The organism is Colwellia sp. BRX8-4 (assembly GCF_014077345.1).
Taxonomy (GTDB): Bacteria; Pseudomonadota; Gammaproteobacteria; order Enterobacterales; family Alteromonadaceae; genus Colwellia_A.
Map to the genome: position 1 here is coordinate 1 of NZ_JACGVS010000060.1, position 1,270 is coordinate 1,270.

1 protein-coding gene is annotated in these 1,270 nt (G+C 40.2%); it reads left to right on the forward strand.

Annotation, left to right across the window (positions count from 1 at the left end; genetic code table 11):
• Positions 1–54: 54 nt before the first annotated feature.
• A protein-coding gene (locus tag H4J56_RS19365) for an IS3 family transposase (protein ID WP_182259824.1) occupies positions 55–1,235 on the forward strand; the annotation gives its coding sequence in 2 pieces (ribosomal slippage) (positions 55–340 and positions 340–1,235; 1,182 coding nt in all).
• Positions 1,236–1,270 lie beyond the last annotated feature (35 nt).

A 1,270-nucleotide genomic window follows, 5' to 3' on the forward strand; every position in this document is an offset into this window, starting at 1 on the left:
TGATCTTCCCCCGATAAAACGGACACCAAAATCTAACTAAAGATGAGGTGTCTTATGCCCAAGTACAATAATCCAAGACGAACTTGGAAGTATTCAAACGACTTCAAAGTTAACGCTATTCAATTAAGTTATGTTGTTGGTGTCACAATAAAATCAGTCGCTGAAAAACTCGACATACACCCATTTATGCTGTCACGATGGCGAAAAGAATATCGTGAAGGAATAATTGTGGCTGATAAACGAAAAAAAGTGGCTGGCCAATCAAAAGCCAAAAAAGTACTGACTAAAGAGCAGGAACTAGCACGTGAAAATAAAGAGCTTAAGGAGGAGCTGTTTATTCTAAAAAAGTGGCAACGGTTTCTTGCCGAGGAGCATCAAGCCGATATCGATTCATCGAAAAACTCAGACCCGACATAAAGGTCAAAAGGTTACTTAAATTTTTTGATGTGTCTAAAAGTGGCTATTACGATTGGCGTGAGCGTCAACCCAGTGCCCGTGCGATAGAAGATGTTGAACTTAAACAGAAAATCCAGCAAATATTTACCGAGAATAAAGGACGATATGGTAGTCCCCGCATTTTTAAAACATTACAAAAGCAAGGATACAACATCGGTAAAAAGCGTGTAGAACGGTTGTATCGAGCGCTTGGGCTGGTTGCTAGAGTGATGCGGGTAACTACACGCTCTGCGTTTTATAAGCGCTTTCTTACGACCGGTACAAACTTAAGACCTGATGGTGAAGTGCCATTGGCTAAAGATAAAGTATGGGTTGCCGATGTCACGTATTTGAAAGTAAAAGGCGTATGGCGTTATTTGTCGGTAATAATGGATTTATATTCACGGCGTATTATTAGCTGGAGTTTAGATAAAAATAGAACGATGGACGTCACGAAACGCACATTAGAAAATGCGGTTAAGAAACGAAAACCGTCCGGTGATTTGATGCTCCATACTGATAGAGGCGTAGAATATCGTGGACACGTTTATCAAAAAGTATTGAAACGACATGGGATAATTCATAGCTTGAGCCGAGCGGGAAAATGTACTGATAATGCGCATATGGAGTCATTTTTCCATTCAATGAAGACTGAGGTTATTCGTGGTAATGTATTTCAAAGTGATAAAGAACTGCGCGGAACACTTGGCAGTTACATTAACAAATACTACAATGTTTTGAGGATGCATTCAGGGATAAGTTATTGCTCGCCAATAGAATATGAAGCCCTGGCAGCGTGAAAAAAAATGTGTCCGTTTTATCGGGGGAAGATCAC